Here is a 22,754-nt window from a genome sequence, read left to right as displayed (position 1 = left end):
TTGCGGCGGGGGCGTTAAACCGGATTCGCTCAGTTGCCCTCGGCGCCGGACTTGCGGCGCGGGGTCTCGTCCTGGGCCCACTCGATCTGCTCGGCCAGGATGCTCACCAGCCCGCGCACCTTGAGCGGGGCCTCCAGGCCGGCCACCGGGTCGCGCAGGGCGCAGGAGGTGTGGATCATGCATTTGGGGCAAGCGGTGACCAGGGTTTCGGCGCCGGTGGCCCGGGCCTGGGCCAGGCGGGTCATCTGCACCCGCTTGGAAAAGGCGTCGCAGTTGATGAAGGAGCTGTTGCCGCAGCACAGGGCGCTGTGCCGGTTGTTGGCCATTTCGGCCAGCTCCAGGCCGGGCACTCGCTTTAGGAGGTTGCGCGGCTCCTCGTAGCGCCCGGCCCCGCGCCCCAGGCGGCAGGGGTCCTGATAGGTGACGCGCTGGTTGAGGGGCCTGAAGCTCAGGCCGCCCTTGTTCACCTCGCGCTCCAAAAGGTCGATCAACAGCGTGACCTTGAGGTCGAAGCCCTCGATCACCGAGGGCATGTGCACCGCCAGGGCCTGGTAGCACTCTGGGCAGTTGGTGATGATCTCCTTGACGCCGTGGTCCTTGAACTCCTGGTAGTTCAGGCGGCACAGGGCCGCGAAGTTCTCGCGGTCGCCGGTCCAGAGGAGATCATGCCCGCAGCAGCGCTCGTTGCCCAGCACCACCGGCTCGATGTCCAGGAAGTTCAGCAGGCGGATGGCGTCGGCCGAGAGGCTCAGGGTGTCCACTTCCAGGTTGGAGAAGAACACGTCGAAATAGGGCACGCAGCCGGTGAAAAAGGCCACCGGCCCGTCCGTGGCCACCTTGAGCTCCGGGGTGATCCAGTCCAGGCGGTTCTGCTCCAGGCGCGGCGAGGTCATGATGCGCATCCAGGAGTGCACCGCCCCGTCGTGGGCCCGGAAACCGGTGAGCCCCAGAGCCTTGCCCAGCTCGGCGCGCAGGTCCAGGATGGCCTGGCTGAACTGCACCCCCGAGGGGCAGCGCTCCTCGCACAGGCCGCAGGTGAGGCACTCCCACACCGCGTTCTGGATGTAGGCCGCGTCCTCCGGCTCGGCGATGAGCTTGTGAGCCAGCAGGCGGGGCGAGTACTCCTTGCCCGCCAGCAGGCGGGGGCAGGAAGCGGAGCACTTGCCGCACTCCAGGCACATGTACAGGGAGCGCTCCTTGATGATCCGCTTTATTTCCGGGCTGTCCAGCTTCACGATGCCTCGCGCTCCAGTTCGGGCTTGCCGGGGTTGGGGCCCATCTTTTCGATGTGGGCCGCAAAGTCCCACAGGGCGTCCACCAGCTCCTGCTTTTGGTCGGCCTGGAAGGTCATCTCCTTGAGGCGCTTCTGGCCGATGCCCAGGTAATGCAAGAGGCGGCGCACCCGGGCCACGTTGGAGTGGCCCAGCTCCGGGCCGGGACCGTAGCGGCAGTCGGCATCCTCGCACTCCAGGACGATCACCCCGTCGGCCCCGTATTCGAAGGCCTTGAGGATCAGCGCCTGGTTGATGCGCCCGATGCACATGACCCGCATGATCTTGAAGTTGGAGGGCAGCTCCAGGCCCGCCTGGCCCGCCGCGTTGTAGCAGGCCCAGGGGCTCCAGTTGCAGGCGATGCCCAGGATGTTCACCTTGGCCACGGCTACGCCTCCCTTCCCATGGTGCCGGCCACCATCTGCTCCAGGAGCTGGTTGGAGAAGTAGGGGATGTCCAGGGCCGAGACCGGGCAGCGGCCCACGCAGCCGCCGCAGCCCACGCAGTTGTGGCGGAACACCTGGGAGGTGAAGCTGCCGTCCGGGTTCTCCTTGAGGGCCATGGCCTCGAAGGGGCAGATCTCGGCGCAGCGGCCGCAGCCCCGGCATCGGGTGGGGTCCACCACCGGGCTGAGCTGGTGGTCCAGCAGATATGCCTTGGCCGCGGTGGTGGCCACCTCGCCGGCCAGGGCCGCCCCGGCCTGCCAGGGGTCCACCCGCTCCAGGGTTACCGGCATCATGCGGTACACCCCGGTGTGCGGCGTGTTGAAGAAGCTGAAGTCGTAGCGGTAGAACTTCTTGAGCCCGGTCTGGCCGGCATAGAGCGAGAGGCCGATGAGGTTCTCGTCGGTGAGGCACACCACGTCCGCGCTCCAGGTGCGCCAGCGGCCGTCCACCTTGGCCTTTACGCTGAAGTCGCCCAGCACGCCGTGAATGCCCTCGATCTCCGCCGCCTCCACGGCCGTAATGCCCGGCTCCAGGCTCTCATCCAGGGGCCGCGAGGCAATGTCCTCGGGCAGCTCCTGGCCGCTGGGCCAGGCCCGGTGCACCAGGCGCACGCTGAGGCCTTGCAGGGCCAGGTTGCGCGCCGCGCTGATTCCCACCTGGGAGCCGCCCAGGACCAGCACCCGTTTCTTGATCTCGGTGTCGCCCATGCGCAGGGGGCCCTGGTGGCGCACCCGGATGAAGGCCGGGCGCAGCATGGCCCGGGCCCGCTGCACGATTTCGTCCTCGCCGAACTGCCCGGCGTGCAGATGGTCGCGCAGGTTCACCGTCTCCACCATGCCCCGGTCCAAGCCCAAACGCTCGAACAGATGCAGGCGGGCGCGGGTACGCTGGTCGTTGCAGCTTATGCACTGGAAGTTGAGCGGACAGCACACGCAAGAGGCCAGGATGATCTGGGACAGGCCGTGGCGTTCCACCGCCTCGGCGATCTGGTCCGCGCCCTTGGGGTGGCAGGCCGAGAACACCGTGGCGCTGTGAGCCACGTCGGGCACCGCGCGGGCCAGCTCCAGGATACGCTCCAAGGCCGGGGCCGGGGCCATGGACTCGTTACAGGCGCACAGGAAGAAGCCGATGCGCCCGCTGGCCGCGCGGGGGCGGGGTGGGGCCTCCACGGGCACCACCGGCACCCGCAGCTTGGCGGCCGGGGCCATGGCCAGGCCTGCGGCCGCGCTGCCCATCATGAGTACGTCCATGAGGTCCGCGCTGTAGCTCTCCGGGTCGACGGCGAACACCCGCTCCGGAGCGGCCGCGCCGTTCCAGGGCGGCTCGCCGCCCTCGGCCCACACCACCGCCGGGGTTTGCACCGAGATGGCCTTGCCCTCGCGGTTGTGGTCGATGGCTCCCACCATCTCGCAGGCGGCCTCGCACTCCAGGCACTCGCAGCAAGAGGCGCACTGCAAGCAGCGCTCCGCCTCGGCTTTGGCCTGGCTAACGGTGAGCCCCAGGTCCACGGCCTCGAAGTCGCGGCGGCGCACCTTGGGCTGGCGCTGGGCCATGCGCTGGCGGGGCTCGCGCAAACGGTCTTCGGAGATGTCCAGATGCTCGCCCACCCCGTGGCTGGTCTGGTCCAGCTCGACCCAGGGCGAGGGCTCGCCGGTGAGGTGGCTCTGGATGCGCGCTGCTGCCCGGCGGCCCGCGGCCATGGCCTGCACCACGGTGGAAGGCCCGCTAACCGCGTCGCCGGCGGCGAACACGCCGGGCCGCGAGGTGGCCAGTTCTTCGTCCACGGCCAGGCGGCCTCCCCGGGCCAGCTCTACTTCGCGGCCCAGGGAGCTGTCGCCCAAATCGGTGCCCTGGCTGATGGCCACGATCACCGTGTCCGCCTCGACGACCTCCAGCTCCTCGCTGTCGAACTCGATGCGCGGCGGCTGGCCCTCGGGACGCTCCCAGTGGGCCTTGCGCAGGGCCACCTCGGCGATGGCGCCTTCGCCGCGTAGCTCCACCGGCGCGTAACCCAGGCGGAACTGGATGCCCTCCTCGGCGGCCTCGGCCACCTCGCGGGGCGAGGCGGGCAGCTCCTCCTGGGTCTCGATGGCCACCACGGTCACCTGGCGCGCGCCCAGGCGCACCGCCGTGCGGGCCGCGTCCATGGCTGAGTTGCCCCCGCCGATGACCACGGTGCGCTGTCCCACCGAGCCGCCTTGCTCCAGGTTCACCGCGCCCAGGAAGTCCAAACAGTGCACCACCCCGTCCAGCTCCTCGCCGGGCAGGTTGAGGCGCAAATCGCGCTGGGTGCCCACGGCCAGAAGCGCCGCGTCGAAGCCCTGGGCCAACAGATGCTCCACCGACTCCACCTTGGTGCCGGTGATGATTTTCACCCCGCTACGCTCCAGGGCCGCGATCTCCGCGTCCAGCACCGGGCGGGGCAAACGGAAGGCGTTGATGCCCCGACGCAACATTCCCCCGGCTTGCTCGGCGGATTCCAGTACCGTGACCGCGAAGCCCTCTTGATTAAGGAAATGCGCCGCGCTCAGGCCCGCCGGGCCCGACCCCACCACGGCCACCTTCTTGCCGCGCGGCTCGGCCTGGGGTTGGGGCAGCTCGGCCGCGCCCAGCTCGGCCTCGTGGTCAAAGAGGAAGCGCTTGATGTCGCGGATGGCCAGGGGCTCGTCCAGCTCGCCCCGGCGGCAGGCCCCCTCGCAGGGGTGGGAGCAGATGTAGCCGCACACGCCGGGCAGCGGGTTGTCGCGCCGCACCACGGCCAGGGCCTTGTCGTAGCGCTCGGCCGCGGTGAGGGCCAAATAGGCCTGGGCGTTGACTCCCAGGGGGCAGGCCTGACGGCAGGGGCTCACCGGCCGCTTGTCCAACAAGAGCGCCCGCGAGGGGCAGAAGGCCGGGCTGCGTTGCAGGGGCGGGTGGTCGCCCTCGTTCAGGGGGCACAGCTCCATGCAGCGCGAGCAGCCGGTGCACAGGTCGTAGTCCACGTAGACCGGGTCTTGCCGCAAGCGGGCCGCGCAGCCCTGGCCGTTGGCGCTCAGCTCCTCCAGCCGGGTCTGGGTTAGCGGGGTCACCAGGGGGTGCCGCGTCACACGCAGATAAAGAGGCCGGAACTGGAAGTTCAGGTCCTCGGGCCATTGCTCGAAAGGCTCCACACCCTCGGGCAGGGCCAAAAACTGCGAGGAGCGGGTGGCCCAGATCACCGGGATGCCCGCGTGGGACAGGTCCTCGGCCGCCTTGAGCGCGCCGTAGCCCGAGCCCACCACCAGCACGCCGGAGGCCGGGTCTTGCTTGGCCTTGGGGCTCACGAGGGCGACGACTCCTGCTTGGCCCGGCTCTTGAGTATGGCCAGGCCGTACTCGCGGCCGCGCTCGAAGGCCGCGTCGTTCTTTTTCTTGGTGGCCGGGGGCACCGAGCCCAGCATGGCCTCCTTGAGCGAGGCCACGCCCACCACGTCGCTCACCGCCGAGACGAAGCCCAGCATCACGATGTTGGCCATCATCTTGTTGCCCAGCTCCTCGGCCAGGCGGGTGGCGGGCACATGATAGGCGGTCCAGGCGGGGTCGAGCTCGCCGGTCTCCACCAGGTCGGTGTCCCAGACGATTATCCCGCCATCCACCAGGGCGGCCTGGTTCTTCTCGTAGCCCTCCTGGCTCATGCACACCAGAAGCTGGGGGTGCTCGGCGTAAGGGAAGGCGATCTCCCCGTCGCTGACGATGACCTGGGTGGAGCAGGAGCCGCCCCGGGCCTCGGGGCCGTAGGACTGGGTCATGGTGGCGTGGCGTCCGTCGCCGATGGTGGCCGCCTTGCCCAGGATGTTGCCGGTGAGGATGATGCCCTGGCCGCCGAAGCCGGTGATCACCACCTCGCGCTGCTTGTTATCGCTCATGCCGCTTACCCCGCCTTGCGCTTTCCGGCTCCCGAGGAGTCCACCTTGGTGGCCGGCCAGGCCTCCAGCTCGCCCCGGTTGACCATGTCGTACTGATCCAGATAGGTGGGCCGCTCGATGTCCACGAACTTGCCCACCACCAGCTTGTTGTCAAAGTCGATGGTGGCCTCGCCCGGAGCCAGGTGGTTCTTCACCACCGAGCGTTCGTAGTAGAACTTCAAGAGGTCCAGCGAGCGCCGTATCTTGTTGCGCCGCCCGAAGGCGGTGGGGCAGGGGGCAATCACCTCCACGAAGCTGAAGCCCTTCTTGTTCATGGCCTCGCTGATAGCCACGGTCAGCCGCCGGATGTGCAGGGCGGTCCAGCGGGCCACGTAGGTGGCCCCGCAGGCCGCGGCCAGGGCGCAGAAGTTGAAGGGCTCGTCCGGGCTGCCCATGGGGGTGGTGGTGGTCTTGGCCCCGAAAGGCGTGGAGGGCGCCAGCTGCCCGCCGGTCATGCCGTAGTTGAAGTTGTTCACGCAGATGACGGTAAGGTCCACGTTGCGCCGGGCGGCGTGGATGAAGTGGTTGCCTCCGATGGCCAAAAGGTCGCCGTCGCCCGATGCCACGATCACCTTGTTCTGGGGCCGTACCAGATGCAGGCCGGTGGCAAAGGGGATGGCCCGGCCGTGGGTGGTGTGGAAGCTGTCCAGATGGATGTAGCCCGCCAGGCGGCCGGTGCAGCCGATGCCCGAGACCACCGAAATGTCGTTGCGGGGGGTGTCGCACTTGGCGATGGCCGCCATGAGCGAGCCGAAGGCGATGCCGATGCCGCAGCCCGAGCACCAGATGTGCGGGATGCGGTCGGTGCGCAGCAGCTCGTCCTGGGGGTGGGCCGCCTGGGGTATGGCTTGAACTTGGGCGCTCACGGCTTAGTCCTCCAGGGCGGCTTCAACCGCCTTGATGATCCGGTCCGGGGTGATGATGGCTCCGCCGGGGTGGGACACCAGCTCCACCGGGCAGCGGCCGCCGGCCACCCGCTCCATCTCCAGCACCATCTGCCCCAGGTTGATCTCGGGCATGATCAGGGCCTTCATGCGTCCGGCCAGCTCGCGGATGAACTCTTCGGGGAAGGGCCACACCACGTTGAGCTTGACCAGGCCCACCTTGAGGCCCCGCTCGCGGGCGGCCAACACCGCGCCCCGGGCCGAGCGGGCGCTGATGCCGTAGGCCACCACCGCCACCTCGGCGTCGTCGAGCATCACGGTGTCGTAGTCAAGGATGCGGTCCAGGTTGTTGTGGATCTTGTCGATGAGCCGGGTGGTCATCTGCACCTGGGTGGCCGCGTCCATGCCCGGATAACCCCGCTCGTCGTGGGTCAGGCCGGTCACGTGCATGTAATAGCCGTCGCCGGCGGTGGCCATGGGGGCCACGCCGGAGGGACCGGCCTGGAAGGGCAGATAGCTTTCCTTGGGCACCGTGGGCTTGATGCGGTCAAAGACCACGATCTCCTCGGGCGAGGGAACCACCACCCGTTCGTTCATATGGCCCACCACCTCGTCGGCCAGGATGGTCACCGGCAGGCGGAACTCCTCGGAGAGGTTGAAGGCCTTGATGGTGAAGTCGAACATCTCCTGGGGCGAGGCCGGGGCCACGGCGATCACTTCGTAAACCCCGTGGGAGCCCCAGCGGGCCTGCATCATGTCGCCTTGGCCCACCAGGGTGGGCAGGCCGGTGCTGGGCCCGGCCCGCTGCACGTTGCACACCACGCAGGGGGTCTCGGTGCACAGGCCCAGGCCGATGTTTTCCAGCATCAGGGAGTAGCCCGGGCCCGAGGTGCTGGTCATGGACTTGGCGCCGCCCCAGGAGCCGCCCAGGATGGCGGCCATGGAGGCGATCTCGTCCTCCATCTGGATGAACACCCCGCCCACCTGGGGCAGACGGCGGCTCATGCGCTCGGCCACCTCGGTGGCCGGGGTGATGGGGTAGCCCGCGAAGAAACGGCAGCCCGCGGCCAGGGCGCCTTCGCAGCAGGCCTCGTCGCCGTTCATGAAGTGGGTTCCGGTGAGCACCGCCTTGTTGGCCATTACGCCCTCCCTTCGTCCTCTTGCGAAAAGATGGCGAACTCAGGGCAGATCACCTCGCAGAAATGACAGTTCACGCAAAGCTTGGGCGCGATCACCTCGGGGAAGTGGTAGCCCTTGCGGTTGAAGGTCTGGCTCATGGCCAAGACGCCGCGGGAGCAATAGGAGATGCAGAACTCGCAGCCCTTGCAACGATCCTCCACCACGGTCACCTTGCCACGGGTCACCTTGATGTCACCCACGTCCAGCGGTTCACGCCAAAACTTCATCAGCCGGCTCCTGGCCCCCCGAAGGGGCCGCATGAAAAACTAGCAAGCTCTATTTCAGGTGTGGCTCTTACCCCGGCGCAGCGATCGATGATCGCATGGCCGGGGCGCGGCGGGCATGGCCCCGGCGCTTCTCCCCCGCGCCCGAGGTTGCGGCCAAGAGATTCCTTGATCCAAATTTATCCATATTACCGGGCTTCGCGGGGCAAGTCAATTTTCAGGGCCATCTCGATTGTTCATATCATTAGACAACTTAGGGCCAATTGCCTAGCCGGCGGCCAGGCGCAGCCCGTCGTCCAGGTCCGGGAAAAAGGGCTCGTCGTCGGGCGAGGCGGGCTCCAGCTCGTCGAACCAGATGGCTTCGGGATCGAAGCGGGCGAAGAAGGGCCGTCCCACCAGCTCGGCCTCGCGGGCCTGGAGGTAGTCCAGCACGAACACCCGGCGGCCGCCCAGCTTGCTGAGCCCCAGCAGGCGCACCTTGCCCGGGTGGGCGCTCATGGAAGGGCCGCGCACCGTGCGGGCCAGGCCCGAGACCTGCTCGATGGCCGAGCGGTAGATGCGCCAAGCCCGGTGCAGGGTCACCTTGAAGTACTCCTGGGCCCCGGTGTCGCGGGCCACGAACATGTAATAGGGCACCGCGCCCTGGCTCACCGCCGCGCGCCACAGCCGGGCCCAGAGGCGGGCGTCGTCGTTGATGCGCCGGAGTAGAGGGGCCTGCACCCGAACCACCGCGCCGGTGGCCCGCACCCGCCTGAGGGCCTCGCGGGCGGCCGGGGCCTCCAGCTCGCGGGGATGGTCAAAGTGGGCCATGAGGGCCAGGTGCTTGCCCGCCTTGACCACCTTCTCGAACAGTTCCAAGACCTGGTCGGCGTCCGGGTCGGAGAAGTAGCGCATGGGCCAGTAGGCCAGGCTCTTGGTGCCGATGCGGATGTTCCTCAGATGCTCCAGCTCCGGTTCCAGGAGGGGCTCCAAGTAGCGGGCCAGGGCGGCCGCGCCCATGAACATGGGGTCTCCCCCGGTGATGAGCACATCGCTCACCTCCTGGTGGGCCCGTAGATAGGCGGTGAGGTGCTCCACTTCCTTGGAGGCGATCTTCAGGCCGGGCATTCCCACGAACTGGGCCCAGCGGAAGCAGAAGGTGCAAAAGGCGTGGCAGGTCTGGGCCTGGCTGGGGAAGAAGAGCACGGTCTGGTCGTATTTGTGCTGCAAGCCGGGCAGGGGCTTGCCGTTCAGCTCGGGCTGGTTGTGGGTCAGCTGGCCGGCGGGGTGAGGGTTTAGGCCGTTGCGGATGTCGTTCACCTCGCGCTTGAGACGGGCCCGGTCGCCCCGCCCCATGGCCTCGGCCAGGCGCGAGAGCTCTCGCGGCGAGAGCATCTCCGGCTGGGGGAAGACCAGGCGGAAGATGGGGTCGTCGGGCGCCGCGTCCCAGTCGATCAGCTCGTCCATTACGTAGCGGTTGGCCCGGAAGGGATATACCTGGGCCACGGTCAGGATGCCCTGCTGCTGCTCGGGGCTCAGGCGGCTCCACTGGGGGGTGTCGGCCAAGTTTTTTAGGGTCACGGGGCGGTAGTCAAAGCCGGTATAGCGATCGTCAAGCTTCATGTTTAGAACTCAATCTCCGAAGGGCCGCCGGCGGTGGAAGCAGCCGCGTGAATCAGAAGGCGAGGGGCGCCGCCCGGGCCGGAAAGCCCGGCCCGTGTCCGGGGTCTTCCGCGTCCATCCGAGACGGGGCCCGTCCCCGGGACGGGGGTTGCCCCCGCCCCCGAAGGGGTCCGCGATGCGTCAGCCTGTAAGCTAATGGCGTGGTTCTGGCCGGCCGGGAGCAGGCTCCGCGCGGCTGGTCCAGTATCGACGCTGAAGACTTAGACCTCCCACAAATAGCAAGCCTTGCCGTTAAGGTCAACGACAAATTTGTATGTAATGACGATAATGGTGAAGACATGCCCTCGGGTATAGCGCGGGCGGGCGCGGCCGGGCCAGGGAAACGCCGCGCAAAAGCGTGGCCGCGCGGGGGGCGGCTAGCGCACCGGGAAGTCGAAATAGGTCTGGGGAAAGGGCTCGTCCTTGAGGGTGTAGTGCCACCATTCCAGGTCGAAGTTTACAAAGCCGTGGCGCTCCATGAGCGATTTGAGCAGCAGGCGGTTGGCCCGCTGTTGGGGGTCGATGGCCGGGTTGGCGGTGTGGCTCAGGGCGTGGAAGCAGTCGAAGCCGGTGCCCATGTCCAGGCCGTTGTCACCGAAGCGCTGAGCAGCCGGGGCGAAGCAGGGGGACAGCTTTTGGCCGGGGCGATAGGCCGCCTGCGTGGGCGTGGGCAGGGGCACCACGGTGAGGTCCACGGTGCTGCCCCGGCTGTGCGAGGATTTTTGCGCGATGTAGCCTTGCTTGAACAGCTGGTCCTTGGGCACGGTGGGATAGAACTCGGCCTGGGTCAGGCGGTCCTCCAGGTCCTTGGCCCAGGCCACGAAATGGTCCACCGCCCGCTGAGGACGGTAGCAGTCATACACCTTGATCCCCAGGCCCAGGGGCTTGAGCTCGGCCTGCACCGCGGCCAGGGCTTGGGCCGCCTGGGGGGTCAGCAGGCAGCGGGGGGCCTGGTAGCCATTCACCGGACGGCCCACGAAGTTGTGCGGCCCCGCGTAGCGCATGTCCAGCACCAGTCCGGGCACCACGCTGGCCGCGTCCACCAGGCCCTGGGGCGGCGCGGCGGCCAGGGCCGGGGCGGCGATGAACAGCAGGGTGGCTATCAAGAGCAGAGACAAGCTTGGGCGCGGCACGGCTTTCCTCCTGGGGCGGGTTCCCATGGGCGAAACATAACAGGCCCACGGCCCGGGCCGCAAATGCCCAGGCGCCCCGGGCGTGTTATATTGGGCTCCATTGCCAGGGAGGAAACAGAATGCGGATGCTCGAGGAAAGAAAGCTGGTGGTGGAGTTTGGGCGCAAGATGGTGAGCAGCGGACTCACCACCGGCGCGGGAGGCAACATCAGCCTGCTCAACCCGGCCCGCACCCTGGCGGCCATCACCCCCAGCGGGGTGGACTACTTCGAGATGACCCCGGGCCAGGTGGTGCTGGTGGACCTGGACGGCAAACAGGTTGACGGACCCGGCCGCCCTTCCAGTGAGCTGAGCTTTCATCTGGCCCTGTACAGGGAACGGCCCGAAGCCAGAGCAGTGGTGCACACCCATTCGCCTTATGCCACCACCCTGGCCTGCCTGGGCTGGGAGCTGCCTCCGGCCCACTATCTGGTGGGCTTCGCGGGGCACAAGGTTCCCCTGGCCCCTTACCACACCTATGGCACCCCGGAGCTGGCCCAGGCGGTGGTCAAAACCATGCAAGGCTTCAACGCCGCTCTCTTGGCCAACCACGGCCTGGTGGCCGTGGGCCCCAGCCTGCCCCGCGCCTATGCCGTGGCCGAGGAAGTGGAGTTCGCCGCGCGGGTCTTTTACCAGGCCAAGACGGTGGGCGAGCCCAAGCTCCTCTCTCGCAAGCAGATGGAAAAGGTGCTGGCCAAGTTCGCCACCTACGGCCAACAGTAGCCCCGCCTCCTGCCCGGGCCCCGCGCGGCCTTGCCGTGGTCTGGCCGGGCAACCGCCTGAAAAAACGTAAAAAACGCGACATGTGGTATTTTGTTGCCGTGGAGGCACAATATTTGGTACTATGAGCATCAAGAGGAGTAGAAGAATTATGAGTCGGGAAGACCTTCAGCCGTTGCACCCTGGGGACGTGTTGCGAGACCAGTTCATGGTCCCGCGCCGCGAGACCCTCAACGGTCTGGCCGGTGAGTTGGGTGTGCCCTTGGGTATGCTCCGGCGGGTCATCTCCGGTGAAAGCTCCATGTCCCTGGCCCTGGCCCACAAGCTGGCCCAGCACTACGGCCTGGCCGTGAACTTCTGGCTGCGCCTGCAAGGCCGTTACGACCAACAGGCGGCCTAGCCCGCCTATCCCCCCGCATAGCCCCAATTCGGCGAAACCGTTTTATTTAAGGCAGGTGGCCTTTTGCCCGGCCACGTGTTAAAAAATGGCGCTGAGCCACATTGAAGGTGGCTCCGCGAGATTCAACCCAGAAAGGGAGCCCCAAAATGGCCGCGGCCGAAACCCCCGCTCCTACCAACTTCATCCGCAACATCATCGACGAGCACAACCGCAATGGGCGCTTCGAGGGCCGGGTGGTTACCCGCTTCCCGCCCGAGCCCAACGGCTATTTGCACATTGGCCACGCCAAGAGCATCTGCCTGAACTTCGGCCTGGCCCGCGACTATCAGGGCCACTGTCACCTGCGCTTTGACGACACCAACCCGGCCAAGGAGGAGCAGGAGTACATCGACTCCATCATGGACGATGTGCGCTGGCTGGGCTTCGACTGGGGCGAGAACCTCTTTTACGCCTCCAACTACTTTGAGCAGCTCTACGAGTTCGCCCTCAAGCTGATCAAGGACGGCAAGGCCTATGTGGACGACCTGAGCGCCGAGGAGATCAGGGCCCACCGGGGCACCCTCACCGAGCCGGGCAAGAACAGCCCCTTCCGGGACCGCACGGTGGAGGAGAACCTGGAGCTGTTCACCGGCATGAAGGAGGGCAAGTACCCGGACGGCTCCCGCGTGCTCCGGGCCAAGATCGACATGGCCCACCCCAACCTGGTGATGCGCGACCCCACCCTGTACCGCATCCGCCGGGTGATCCACCACCGCACCGGCGACAAGTGGTGCATCTACCCCATGTACGACTTCACCCACTGCATCTCCGACTCCATCGAGAAGATCACCCACTCCATCTGCACTCTGGAGTTCGAGGACAACCGCGCCCTGTACGACTGGGTCTTGAACCAGCTCGACATCTACCACCCCCAGCAGATCGAGTTCGCCCGGCTCAACCTGGAATTCGCGGTGATGTCCAAGCGCAAGCTTCTGGAGCTGGTCAAGGACCACCACGTGGACGGCTGGGACGACCCCCGCATGCTCACCATCCGGGGGATGCGCCGCCGGGGCTTTACGCCGGAGTCGGTGCGCCTGTTCTGCGAGCGCATCGGGGTGGGCAAAAAAGAGTCTTGGATCGACATGTACTGGCTGGAAAAGGCGGTGCGCGACGATCTGAACACCAAGGCCCCCCGGGTCATGGGCGTGCTGGACCCCGTCAAGGTGGTACTCACCAACTACCCCGAGGGCGAAGAGGAGTTCTTCGAGGCTCCCTACTACCCCGACGACCCGCCGGCCATGGGCAGCCGGGCGGTGCCTTTCTGCCGCGAGCTGTTCATCGACCGCGACGACTTCATGGAGGTGCCGGCCAAGAAGTTCTGGCGCCTGGCTCCGGGACAGGAGGTGCGCCTCCGCTGGGCCTACTTCATCACCTGCCAGGAGGTGGTCAAGGACGCGGAAGGCAACATCATCGAGCTGCGCTGCACCTACGACCCGGCCACCAAGGGCGGCGACGCCCCGGACGGCCGCAAGGTGAAGGGCACCATCCACTGGGTTTCGGCCCGGCACGGCGTGCCCGCCGAGGTGCGCCTCTACGACCGCCTGTTCACCGTGCCCAACCCGGACGCGGACAAGAGCCGCGACTACAAGGAGTTCTTGAACCCCGAGTCCAAGGTGGTGATGCCCAATGCGGTGCTGGAGCCCAGCCTGGCCGAGGCCGCGCCGGAGGCCCGCTACCAGTTCGAGCGCAAGGGCTACTTCTACGTGGACCCCAAGGAGAGCGCGCCGGGCAAGCCGGTGTTCAACCGCATCGTGACTCTCAAGGACTCCTGGGCCAAGATCGTGGAGGCGGCCAAACGCGAGGCCGCCGCGGCGGCGCGGGCGGCCAAGAAGAAAAAGAAGCAGCAGAAAAAACAGGGCTAGGCCCGGCCATGGGCCGCCGCATCGTGTGCCGCGACGCGCCCATCCGGCGGCGCTGGCCCAAGCCTCCCAAGCAAAAAAGAGCCGCTCCGGCCTCGTGGCTGGAGCGGCTCCGTAGTTGGTTCAGACGAAAGGCTTCCTAGAGGTACTCCTCGCGGGCCAGCTTGCTCACCCCGGCGGTGAGCTCCAGGATGGCCAGGGAGCTCTCCAGGCTCAGCGAGCCCATGCCGCAGGCCGGAGTGACCAGGGACTGGCTGGCCAGGAGCTCCTTGGAGATGCCCTTGGCCTCGAAGGCGGCCAAGAGCTCCTTGAGCCCGGCCCAGAGCCCCTCGGCGGTCTCCTTGCCCTTGTACTCCAGGGTGGGCACCGCGCCCCAGGCCACGGCCCCGCCGCGCCCCATCAGCTCGGCCACGGACTCGGGATAGAGCAAAAGGTGGTCGCCGAACCCGGCCGAGTCCAGGTTGATCACGTCGGCCCCGGAGTCCACCAGCAAGGACCAGTCGGTGTTGCCGCAGCAATGCACCCCCAGGACCACCTCGCAGCGGCCCCGCGCCTCTTCCATGCACGCGCCCAAGAGACTCAGCACCGTCTCCCGGCTCACCGGGGTGAAGGCGCTGCCAAAGCCGCTCAGGGCGGGTTCGTCTATGAAGACCAGGGGGCGCCGCCCCAGGGCGGCCAGCTGTGCCGCCTGGGCCCCGGCGGCCACGCCCAGGCCCCGGGCCACGGCCTCGGCCGCCTCGTCGTCATAGAGCAGGGACTTGCCGTCGTCCCCGGGCACGCTCAAGAGCATGGTGATGGGGCCGGTGACGTGACCCTTGAGCCAGGGGAACTGATCCCCCCGCGCCGCGCCGATGCTCTCCAGGAACACGCCCCATCCGGCCGCGCAGGCCGGGTCCGGGGCGAAGTCGCTTAGGGGCGCGCCCATGAGCCGCTCGTAAAAGGCGGCCAGGGCCTCCTCGCGCGACAGCCCGCCAAAGGCCTTCACCTCGCGCGAGCCCGCCTGGCCGCTGACCAGGGGGGCCAGGGCGGTGACGTACTGCGGAGCCATGTCCTCGCAGGGGTTCCGCTGGGGCAGCTGGGGCCAATAGGGCATTTCGGTAAGCCGGGCCAGCACGTCGGCCACCGCCTCGGCCGGGCCGGGGTGGGGCAGGGTGCCTATGCCCGTGGCCATGAATTGGGGCGCAAAATCCTCAGGCACGTTCCAGGTATTCTCCAGTGCGCGTGTCTATCTTGAGCACGTCGCCTTCTTCGATGAACAGGGGGACCTGCACCGTGAGCCCGGACTCCAGGGTGGCGATTTTGGTGGCGCCGGTGGCGGTGTCGCCCTTCACGCCGGGCTCGGTCTCGGTCACCTCCAGCTCCACGGTGATGGGCAGGTCCACGCCGATGGGCTTGCCGTTGAAAAACAGCACGCTCACCTCGATGTTGGGCTTGAAGAAGTTCACTGCGTCGCCCAGGTACTCCTCGACGATGAAAAGCTGGTCATAGGTGTCGTTATCCATGAACACGTACTGGTCGCCGTCCTGGTAGAGGAACTGGGTGTGGTTCTCCTCCAGGTCGGGGATGCCCACCTTGGCCCCGGAGCGGAAGGTCTGCTCCAGCACCTGGCCGGTCTCCAGGTTTTTCAGCTTGGTGCGCACAAAGGCGCCGCCCTTGCCGGGCTTGACGTGCTGGAACTCCACGATGGTGTAGGGCTTGCCGTCGATCTCGATCTTCAAACCGCGGCGAAACTCTGCCGTGCTGTACATGAATACCTCCGGAAACTCACTATTTTTTAGCACCCCCCTCGGGCGGTTTCTTGCCCGGGGAGGTGTAGACAATCTCGTCGTCGCCCACCAGGCCCATCTCCTGGCGCACCGCGCGCTCCAGGGCGGCCTTGTCTTGGCGCAGGCGCTGCACCTGGCGATACAGGGCCCGGTTGTCATTGTCCAGGCGCTGGTTGGTTTGGCGCACCTGCTCCAACTCGCTCCGGAGCAGGGAGAGGTTGGCCGCCCCCCGCCAGATGACCAGGCCGCACAGCAGCGCCACCCCCGCCAGTATCAGGGGCCACCAGTAGCGGGCGCGCTGCTTGGGGGCCATGCCTACCTCCGGCCAGGGACTAATCCAGGGGTGAACTATAGTATGCGCCCGCTCCGCGCGCAAGGTGGGGCGAAAGGCCCGCGAGCCCCCGCGCCAGGGCGCCCCACATGTCTCCCGGGGCCAGCTCGCCCCGCAGCCAGGCGAAACCCAGCTCCAGGCCGTGGGGGTGGGTGCGGGCCAGGTGGTGGAAAAACCCCGGCGCGCGGTAGATGAGCCGGCCCAGCAGGCGGGCGTGGTGATGGTCCCGGAGCAAAGTGTCCTCGGCCCGCTTTTGGTAGAGCCCCAGGTCTCCGGCCAGGATGGCTTGGGCGGCCATGCGCCCACTGGCCACGGCCTGGGCGATGCCCTCGCCCAGCACCGGGTCGGCCAGACCGGCCGCGTCGCCCACCAGGGCGGCCCGGTTTTTCACCAAGCTCAAACGGCGGCAATGAGGGCAGGGGATAACCGCCCCCCGAGGCGTGCCTTCGGGCTCCAGGCCCAGGCGGCGGGTGAAGGCGGCCAGGCGGCGGCGCAGCCCCCCGGGACCGCCCTGGTCGTTTTGCACCAGGCCCGCCACCCCCAGGTTGAGCACCTCGCCCCGGCCAAAGGCCCAGGCATAGCCGCCGGCCACTCCGCCCAGCTCCAACAGGGCGGCGTCGCGCAGCCAGGGCTGCAGGCCCAGCGGCAGGGGCCGCTCCTGAACCAAGGCCGCGAAGCGCCAATGCCCCGGCTCCAGGCCCAGGCCGGGAACCAAGCGGGAGCCCGCCCCGGCGGCCAGCACCAGCCAGGGGGCCCGCCAGGAGCCCTCCCGCCCCTGGGCCACCCAGAGGCCGCTCTCTTGGCGCAGGGCCCGGGCGCGGGCCGCGACCACCTCGGCCCCGGCCTCGCGGGCTTTCGCGGCCAGCCAGGCGTCCAGGCGGGCGCGCTCCACCAGATAGGCCCCCACCCGGGCCGAGACGTAGTCCACCGCCGACTTGCCGGGATAGCCCACCCACAGGCGGCGCACCGGATGGGCGCTGAGCCACTCCGGCGGCTCCAGCCAGGCCAGGGCCTCCAGGCCGCGCGAGGACAGGCAGCCGCCGCAGGGCTTGGCCCGCTCCCCGGCCCCGTCCAGGGCCAGCACGTGCAAGCCCGCCCCGGCCAGCTCGCGGGCCGCCGCCGCCCCGGCCGGGCCCAAACCCACCACCATGACATCGTAGCGCGCGTCCATAGGCCCGCTTTTTATCACGGCAGCCGCCCTCCTAACAAGCGCCTGCCTTGCCGCTGGGCACCCGGCGTGTTAAACATGCCCCATACTCAACCCGGAGCCGAAACATGAGCATCGTCCACCTGCTGTACGCCGACCAGGACGGCAACATCCTGGACCACCCGGGCCTGGCCCTGGCCGGCTCGGCCGGCGGCCGCTGGGAGACGGTGGACGAGAAGCAGTGCATCCCCCTGCCTCCGGGCAGCGAGCTGTTTTTGCTGCCGGGCCGCAGGCCGGTGGGGGTGAACCCGGACGGCGGCTTCGAGGTGGTGACAGAGGATCCCTCGGGCGGCGACGGTCCGGTGAGCGCGGTGGCCGCTTTCGTGGCCCCGGCCCACACCGCCACCCTGTGGGCGGCCTATGACCGCCTGCCCGACGCGCCCAACCTGCCCCTGTTCGCCTACGCGGCGGTAGGCTTCGCGCGAGGGCGCATGTTGGCCACGGCCATCCGGGTGGACCCGCTGCCCCGCCAGGACCCGGAGCGCTTCCCCCCGCCCCAGCGCCTGCAATCCGCCGCCCAGCGCATCCTGCGGCGCTTCGGCGACAACCGCCTCATGCAGCATCTGGGGCACTGCGCCATGGGCTACGGCTGCCCGGCGGCGCGCAACCTCATGCTGGGCCGCTGGGAGGCCCCCCTGCCCACGGCCTCGGCCTGCAACGCCGGGTGCCTGGGCTGCATCTCCAGCCAGCCCGAGGGCGTCTTCCCGGTCACCCAGGAGCGCATCACCTTCACGCCCTATCCCGAGGAAGTGGCCGAGGTGGCCTTGCACCACTTCGCCACGGGCCGTGATCCCCTGGTCAGCTTCGGCCAGGGCTGCGAGGGCGAGCCGCTCACCCAGGGCGACCTCCTGGAAGAGTCCATCCGCCTGATCCGGGCCAAGGAGCCCAAGGGCACGGTGAACCTCAACAGCAACGGGTCGCTGCCCGGGGTGGTCTCGCGGCTCATGGAGGCGGGGCTCAGCTCCATCCGGGTCTCGGTGAACAGCCTGGTGCCCGAGCGCCACCAGGCCTACTACCAGCCCCGGGGCTGGTCCTTGCAGGACGCCATCGAGTCGATCAAGGTGGTCAAGGCAGCCGGAGGCCACACCTCGCTTAACCTGCTGACCATGCCCGGGGTCACCGACCGGCCCGAGGAGTTCGAGGCCCTGGCCCAGGTGGTGGCCGACACCGGCCTGGACCTGATCCAGTGGCGCAACCTCAACATCGACCCCGAGGTGTATCTGGAGACCCTGGGCCTCCAGCCGCCCACCGAGCGCATGGGCATCCCCCAAATGATAGCCGCGCTCAAGCTCCGTTTCCGGGCGCTCAAGCACGGCTATTTCAATCCCAAGTTGGAGTCCTCGCGGAGCGTCTAGAGCTCCTCGGCCAGCTCCGCCTCCTTGCCCTTGCGGCCCCGTATGCGGTCTATGATGTTGTGGATGTCGTCCAATATCAGGTAGCCGCTGGGAATCAAGAGCAGGGTGATGCCCGTGGCGAAGAGCACGCCGAAGCCCAGGCTCACCGCCATGGGGATGAGGAACTGCGCCTGTAGGCTGCGCTCGAAGATGATGGGCGCCAGGCCGCCGAAGGTGGTCAGCGAGGTCAGGATGATGGCCCTAAAGCGCATGGGCCCGGCCTCGCGTATCGCCTCTCCGGGGCTCATGCCCGCAGCCCGCAGCCGGTTGGCCGCGTCTATCAAGACCAGCGAGTCGTTGACCACCACGCCGGTGAGGCCCACCATGCCGAACAGGCTCAGCAGGCTGGTGCCCAGGCCCATGATGAAGTGGCCGGCCAGGGCCCCCACCAGCCCGAAGGGGATGGCGGCCATGACGATGAAGGGCTGGCTGAAGGAGCGGAAGGGTATGGCCAAGAGGGCGTAGATGAGGAACAGGGCCAGGACGAAGCCGTTGAGCACGTCGGAGAGCGACTCGCGCTCCTCGCGGCCCGCGCCCTCGATGGTGTAGCGCAGCCCCTGATACTTGGCGATCAGCTCGGGCAGCACGCTCTTTTCAAGCCACCGCCGAAGCTCGCTGGCGTTGGCCTGGTCTGGGTTCACGTCGGCGGTCACCTTGATCACCCGGCGGCGCTGGGCCCGGTCCACGCTGGTGTAGCCCCGGGTCATCTTGACCAGAGCCACCTGGCTGAAAGGCACCTCCTCGCCGCCCGCGGTGCGGATGCGCATGTTCTGCACGTCGGTGATGGCCCGGCGCTCGCTCTCGGGGTAGCGCACCAGCACCCGCACCTCGTCCTGGTCGCGCTGCAACCTCAGGGCCTCGGCCCCGTAGAAGGCGTAGCGCACCTGCTGGGCCAGGTCTTGCAAAGTCAGGCCCAGGCTGCGCGCGGCGGGCTTGAGCTCCAGCTGCATCTCCCACTTGCCCGGGGTGAAGCTGTCGGCGATGTCGAACACCCCGGTGTAGGTGGCCAGCCTTTCCTTCAACTCGTCCGAAGCCCGGACCAGCTCGTCTTCGTTGGGCGCGGACAAATGCACCTCAATGGGGTTGCCTGCGCTGAACAGCTCGCCGGTGAAGGTGAGCGACTCGGCACCGGCCACCGGGCCGGTCTTCTGGCGCCAGCCGTTGACCATCTCCTTGGTGCTCATGTTGCGCTTTTCGCCCTCCAGGACCTCCACGAACACCGTGGCCATATGGCCGCCGGCGCTGGCCGAGCCGCCGCTGTGGCTGCCGCGGCCGCCGGTGCTGATCCCCACCAGACTGACGGTGTACTTGTGCAGGGGCTCGGAGCCCTTGGGGCGCTTCTGGTCCGCCTCGGCCAGGGACTGCTTGGCCGCGTCCTCCAGTTGGCTCACCACCTTGGTGGTTTCCTCGGGCGGGGCCCCGGCGGGCAGCTCCAGGTTGGCGGTGAGCATGTCGCCCTCCACCACCGGGAACAGGGTGAACTTGACGAATCCTCCCATGAACAGGCCCACCGCGACCAAGAGCACCGCGATGCCCGCGGCCAGGGTGGCGTAGCGCCAGCGCAGGCACAGGTCCAGAGCCTTGGCGTAGGGGCCGCGGATGACCTTTTGCAGCCAGCGGGCGGTGAACTTCTCTTTGCCCTTGGGGCGCGGCTTGTCCTTGGAGCCCGCCAGGTGCGAGGGCAGGATGAACAGCGACTCGATTAGCGAGGCGATCAACACCGCGATGACCACCACCGGGATGTTGCGCATGATCTTGCCCATCATGCCCGAGGCCATCATCAAGGGCATGAAGGCGGCCACCGTGGTGAGCACCGAGAAGATCACCGGCTTGCCGATGAGAGTGGCGCCCTCGATGGAGGCCTTCATCGGCTTCATGCCGTCTTCGCGCAGGGTGAAGACCTGCTCGCCCACCACGATGGCGTCATCCACCACGATACCCAAGACCATGATGAAGGCGAACAGGCTGATCATGTTGATGGACACGTCGAAATAGGGCAGGGACCAGATGGCCGCCAGGAAGGATATGGGTATGCCCAGGGTGACCCAGAAGGATAGTTTGGGGCTAAGGAACAAACCCAGGATGATGACCACTAGGATAAGGCCCTGGATCATGTTTCTGAGCAGCAGGTCGATGCGGCTCTTGAGGACCTTAGAGCGGTCGGCGAAGAAGTCCACTTTGATGCCGGCCGGCAGCTCCGGGCCCACCTTGGCGATGTATTCCTTGACCTCGCTGGCCACGTCCAGGGCGTTCTGGTCGGCCACTCGGTAGACCTGGATCAGGTTGGCCGGCTCGCCGTTGAAACGGGCGAAGAGCTCCTGGTCATCCTGGAAGCCTTCGGTGATCTTGGCGATCTGGCCCAGGGTCACCTTGGAGCCGTCGGTGCGGGTGATCACCGGCACCTCGGAGTATTCCACGGCGCGGTACTTGCGGCCCTTGGCCCTGACCAGCACCTCGCCGCCCTCGGTCTTGATGCTGCCCGCGGGCAGGTCCAGGCTGGCCCTGGCCACCGCGTTGGCCACGCTTTGCAGGGTCAGGTTGTAGCGCCGGAGGGTCTGCTCCGACACCTCAATGTGAATCTCGCTGTTGCGCACCCCGAACAGGTCGGCCATGGTCACCCCGGGCAGGGTGGTGATGTCGTCCTTGAGGCGCTGAGTGACCGCCTTGAGGGTGGCCTCGGACACCTGGCCGAACACGGCCACCCAGAGCACCTGGGTGCGCCGGGTGGTCTCGCGGATCACCGGCTTTTCGGCCTCGTCGGGCAGGGTGGTGATGCGGTCAACCTCGCTCTTGATCTCGTCCAGGAGATTTTGCAGATCCCAGCCCTTGACCACCTCCACGATGATCATGGCCATGCCCTCGGTGGCCTTGGAATCGATGCGGCGGATGCCCGCCAGGCCGGCGATGTTCTCCTCGATCTTCTGGATTACGCCTTCTTCCACCTCCGAGGGGCTGGCGCCGCGATACTCCACGGTGATGGTGATGGTGTCCAGGCTGGTCTCGGGAAACACCTCCAGCTTCATGGTGAGGGCGGTGACCGCGCCGGCAAGCACGAAGAAGATCATCAGCAGGTTCGCGGCAACGTGGTTGCGCGCGAACCAGGAGATTACGCTCTTCATGGTCCTAGCCTTCCTGCCCGGCCAGGCGCACCTTCATGCCGTCGCTGACCTCGCGGAGGTTGGTGGTCACCACCTTGGTGCCGTCGGGCAGGCCCGGGCTGAGCAGGGCCTCGGTGCCTTGCACGCGGGCCACCTTGACCTTGGTGAACACCAGCTTGCCCCCGGGCCCCACGGCCCAGACCACGTCTCCCTCGCGCAGGGCGGCCCGGGGCAACAGGCTGGCCTCGGGCAGGGTGCGGCCCATGATCTCCACCCGCACGAAGGCCCCCATGGCCAGGGGCGGCAGGGTGGCGTAGGGTTCCTCGACTTGGACCACCACGCCCACCAGGCGGGTGCTCTGGTTGACCGTGCCCAGGGCGCGCACCACCCGGCCGCGCCAGGAGCCCTCGCGGCCCGCGAACTGTGCCCTGACCACGGCCGGGGAGCCTTCCTGGCCCCGCACGGTGAGGCCGGGCACCTTGATCCAGGCCAGGTCCCGGTCCTCCAGGTAGACGTTGATTTCCGCCGCCTTGATGGAGAACACCGTGGCCACGTTGGCTCCCTTGGCCAGGTACTGGCCCAGGTCCACGTTTTCGCTGACCACCCGGCCGGCAAAGGGCGCGTGGATCTCGGTGCGGCTAAGGTTCAACCGGGCCTGCTCCACCTCGGCCAGGGCTGCTTCCATGTTGGCCTTGAATTGGGCCAGCTGGGGCGCCTTGACCATCAGTGCCGGGGGTTCGCCCCGCTTCTTGCCGTCATCTTTTTCCAGGAGCCTCCACTCGTCGCGGGCGGCGGCCGACTCTTCCTCGGTGGTTCGCAGGTTGGTCTGGGCCGCCTTCACCTTGGCCTCGGCCAGGGTCAGGGCGAGCTGATAGTCCCTCTGCTGGATGCGCAGCAAGAGGTCGCCTTTGTTGAAGGCGCCGCCGGCCACCAGCTTGGGCGAGACGTACTCCACCTGCCCGGCCACCTCGGCGGCCAGCTTGGCCTGGCTGAAGGGGGTGACCGTGCCCTCGCCGTGCACCAGCACCTGGCGGGGCCCCTTGTCCACCTCGACGGCCTTGACCAGGGGGCTCAGGTTGACCGCCTTTTTGCGCGAGGGCGGCTTCTTGCTCAGGGCGAAGGCGGTGAGCGCCGCCGCGCCGGCGGCCAGGATGAGCACCACTACCAGGATCTGCCAGAGGGCTTTCTTGTTCCGAGGCATG

19 protein-coding genes are annotated in these 22,754 nt (G+C 67.8%); 4 read left to right on the top strand and 15 right to left on the bottom strand.

Annotated elements, in window-relative coordinates; translation table 11 throughout:
* Positions 1–29 precede the first annotated feature (29 nt).
* From KQH53_12905 to KQH53_12865, 9 genes are all read right to left on the bottom strand, one after another.
* Positions 30–1,235: a (Fe-S)-binding protein gene (locus tag KQH53_12905; protein ID MCB2227569.1), complete on the bottom strand. Its 1,206-nt coding sequence runs from the start codon at positions 1,233–1,235 to the stop codon at positions 30–32.
* Entirely contained in the window at positions 1,232–1,657 is a 426-nt protein-coding gene (locus tag KQH53_12900) for a hydrogenase iron-sulfur subunit (GenBank protein ID MCB2227568.1), read from the bottom strand. The genes KQH53_12905 and KQH53_12900 overlap by 4 nt, the downstream gene beginning before the upstream one ends.
* A 2-nt stretch (positions 1,658–1,659) precedes the next feature.
* Positions 1,660–5,019 (bottom strand): FAD-dependent oxidoreductase, encoded by a 3,360-nt coding sequence (locus KQH53_12895; protein ID MCB2227567.1) that lies wholly within the window; start codon positions 5,017–5,019, stop codon positions 1,660–1,662.
* A complete protein-coding gene (locus tag KQH53_12890) occupies positions 5,016–5,600 on the bottom strand; it encodes a 2-oxoacid:acceptor oxidoreductase family protein (protein ID MCB2227566.1) in 585 nt (194 codons plus the stop codon). Before KQH53_12890 ends, KQH53_12895 begins: the two co-directional genes overlap by 4 nt.
* Before the next feature lie 5 nt (positions 5,601–5,605).
* Positions 5,606–6,505 (bottom strand): 2-oxoacid:ferredoxin oxidoreductase subunit beta, encoded by a 900-nt coding sequence (locus KQH53_12885; protein MCB2227565.1) that lies wholly within the window; start codon positions 6,503–6,505, stop codon positions 5,606–5,608.
* 3 nt (positions 6,506–6,508) lie between these two features.
* Entirely contained in the window at positions 6,509–7,663 is a 1,155-nt protein-coding gene (locus KQH53_12880; protein MCB2227564.1) for a 2-oxoacid:acceptor oxidoreductase subunit alpha, read from the bottom strand.
* On the bottom strand, positions 7,663–7,929 hold the full coding sequence (locus tag KQH53_12875) for a 4Fe-4S dicluster domain-containing protein (GenBank protein ID MCB2227563.1): 267 nt from the start codon (positions 7,927–7,929) through the stop codon (positions 7,663–7,665). Before KQH53_12875 ends, KQH53_12880 begins: the two co-directional genes overlap by 1 nt.
* A gap of 264 nt (positions 7,930–8,193) precedes the next feature.
* Positions 8,194–9,528, bottom strand: a complete 1,335-nt coding sequence (locus KQH53_12870; protein ID MCB2227562.1) for a hypothetical protein — start codon at positions 9,526–9,528, stop codon at positions 8,194–8,196.
* A 416-nt stretch (positions 9,529–9,944) separates the two neighbouring features.
* Positions 9,945–10,700 carry a M15 family metallopeptidase gene (locus tag KQH53_12865; protein MCB2227561.1) on the bottom strand — a complete coding sequence of 252 codons (756 nt, stop codon included), beginning with the start codon at positions 10,698–10,700 and terminating at the stop codon, positions 9,945–9,947.
* A gap of 125 nt (positions 10,701–10,825) precedes the next feature.
* On the opposite strand from KQH53_12865, the gene KQH53_12860 reads away from it, so the two are divergent.
* The 3 genes from KQH53_12860 to KQH53_12850 all read left to right on the top strand — a co-directional run bounded on the left by KQH53_12860 (position 10,826) and on the right by KQH53_12850 (position 13,759).
* Positions 10,826–11,461, top strand: a complete 636-nt coding sequence (locus KQH53_12860; protein MCB2227560.1) for an L-fuculose-phosphate aldolase — start codon at positions 10,826–10,828, stop codon at positions 11,459–11,461.
* Between the two features lie 148 nt (positions 11,462–11,609).
* Positions 11,610–11,858: a HigA family addiction module antidote protein gene (locus KQH53_12855; protein MCB2227559.1), complete on the top strand. Its 249-nt coding sequence runs from the start codon at positions 11,610–11,612 to the stop codon at positions 11,856–11,858.
* 146 nt (positions 11,859–12,004) lie between these two features.
* Positions 12,005–13,759, top strand: coding sequence for a glutamine--tRNA ligase/YqeY domain fusion protein (locus KQH53_12850; GenBank protein MCB2227558.1), 1,755 nt, complete (start codon positions 12,005–12,007; stop codon positions 13,757–13,759).
* A gap of 136 nt (positions 13,760–13,895) precedes the next feature.
* On the opposite strand, the gene KQH53_12845 is transcribed toward KQH53_12850, so the two are convergent.
* Genes KQH53_12845 through KQH53_12830 form a run of 4 tightly spaced genes read right to left on the bottom strand, consistent with a single transcriptional unit; the run spans position 13,896 to position 17,042 of the window.
* Positions 13,896–14,954 carry a hypothetical protein gene (locus KQH53_12845; GenBank protein ID MCB2227557.1) on the bottom strand — a complete coding sequence of 353 codons (1,059 nt, stop codon included), beginning with the start codon at positions 14,952–14,954 and terminating at the stop codon, positions 13,896–13,898.
* A complete protein-coding gene (efp, locus tag KQH53_12840) occupies positions 14,947–15,504 on the bottom strand; it encodes an elongation factor P (GenBank protein MCB2227556.1) in 558 nt (185 codons plus the stop codon). Before efp ends, KQH53_12845 begins: the two co-directional genes overlap by 8 nt.
* A 19-nt stretch (positions 15,505–15,523) precedes the next feature.
* Positions 15,524–15,835, bottom strand: coding sequence for a septum formation initiator family protein (locus KQH53_12835; protein MCB2227555.1), 312 nt, complete (start codon positions 15,833–15,835; stop codon positions 15,524–15,526).
* Between the two features lie 19 nt (positions 15,836–15,854).
* Positions 15,855–17,042 (bottom strand): FAD-dependent oxidoreductase, encoded by a 1,188-nt coding sequence (locus KQH53_12830; GenBank protein ID MCB2227554.1) that lies wholly within the window; start codon positions 17,040–17,042, stop codon positions 15,855–15,857.
* An 86-nt stretch (positions 17,043–17,128) separates the two neighbouring features.
* Between KQH53_12830 and KQH53_12825 the strand changes: the two genes are divergently transcribed.
* Complete coding sequence (locus KQH53_12825; GenBank protein ID MCB2227553.1) at positions 17,129–18,415, top strand: radical SAM protein; 1,287 nt, start codon at positions 17,129–17,131, stop codon at positions 18,413–18,415.
* Here KQH53_12825 and KQH53_12820 read toward each other — a convergent pair.
* Both KQH53_12820 and KQH53_12815 read right to left on the bottom strand, forming a co-directional pair.
* Positions 18,412–21,573: an efflux RND transporter permease subunit gene (locus KQH53_12820; GenBank protein MCB2227552.1), complete on the bottom strand. Its 3,162-nt coding sequence runs from the start codon at positions 21,571–21,573 to the stop codon at positions 18,412–18,414. The genes KQH53_12825 and KQH53_12820 overlap by 4 nt on opposite strands.
* 4 nt (positions 21,574–21,577) lie before the next feature.
* Entirely contained in the window at positions 21,578–22,753 is a 1,176-nt protein-coding gene (locus KQH53_12815; GenBank protein MCB2227551.1) for an efflux RND transporter periplasmic adaptor subunit, read from the bottom strand.
* Position 22,754 lies beyond the last annotated feature (1 nt).

The organism is Desulfarculaceae bacterium (assembly GCA_020444545.1).
Lineage (GTDB): Bacteria > Desulfobacterota > Desulfarculia > Desulfarculales > Desulfarculaceae > Desulfoferula.
The sequence above is the reverse complement of the archived record's forward strand: the minus strand, read 5'-3'. Positions and strand labels throughout refer to the sequence as shown.